This is a genomic window from Clostridium tepidiprofundi DSM 19306 (genome assembly GCF_001594005.1).
Lineage (GTDB): Bacteria > Bacillota > Clostridia > Clostridiales > Clostridiaceae > Clostridium_AC > Clostridium_AC tepidiprofundi.
In genome coordinates this window covers 1-638 of record NZ_LTBA01000152.1, presented here as the reverse complement: position 1 = coordinate 638, position 638 = coordinate 1, and the positions used below count along the sequence as shown (strand labels likewise).

Genomic DNA, 638 nt, shown 5'->3' with positions numbered 1-638 from the left:
TCACGCCGGAGGTCGAGGGTTCGATCCCCTTCCGGGTCGCCAAATATGCTGGCATGGCTCAATTGGTAGAGCAGCTGACTTGTAATCAGCAGGTTGTAGGTTCAAGTCCTATTGCCAGCTCCATAAATTTATGTTATCCCCTGAGAGGGTTAAGATAAACATGGCTCCTTGGTCAAGCGGTTAAGACATCGCCCTTTCACGGCGGTAACAGGGGTTCGATTCCCCTAGGAGTCACCATAATGTGGGCGCATAGCTCAGCTGGGAGAGCACTTGCCTTACAAGCAAGGGGTCACAGGTTCGAGCCCTGTTGTGCCCACCACTTTAAATGAGGTACCAAGTACTAGGAATAAACAAGTTTTTCTCCTAGCACTTAGCATGAATTCTAGTAGCTAGTTGCTAAATCGCGAGTTTGTTTTGGAGACTGGTGATTAGAGAGTGGTACTTAGATTTAGCACTTAAATCTTATATAATAACGCGGCCCGGTGGCTCAGATGGTTAGAGTGCCGGCCTGTCACGCCGGAGGTCGAGGGTTCGATCCCCTTCCGGGTCGCCAAATATGCTGGCATGGCTCAATTGGTAGAGCAGCTGACTTGTAATCAGCAGGTTGTAGGTTCAAGTCCTATTGCCAGCTCCATAAA

5 tRNA genes are annotated in these 638 nt (G+C 49.4%); all 5 read left to right on the top strand.

Features of this window, described 5'->3' with window-relative positions:
• Positions 1 to 47 precede the first annotated feature (47 nt).
• Positions 48 to 123, top strand: a tRNA-Thr gene (locus tag CLTEP_RS14165).
• A 39-nt stretch (positions 124 to 162) separates the two neighbouring features.
• A tRNA-Glu gene (locus CLTEP_RS14160) sits at positions 163 to 237 on the top strand.
• 6 nt (positions 238 to 243) lie between these two features.
• Positions 244 to 319: transfer RNA gene (locus tag CLTEP_RS14155), tRNA-Val, on the top strand.
• A 157-nt stretch (positions 320 to 476) separates the two neighbouring features.
• Positions 477 to 553 (top strand) — tRNA-Asp (locus tag CLTEP_RS14150).
• 5 nt (positions 554 to 558) lie between these two features.
• Positions 559 to 634 (top strand) — tRNA-Thr (locus CLTEP_RS14145).
• Positions 635 to 638: the final 4 nt, after the last annotated feature.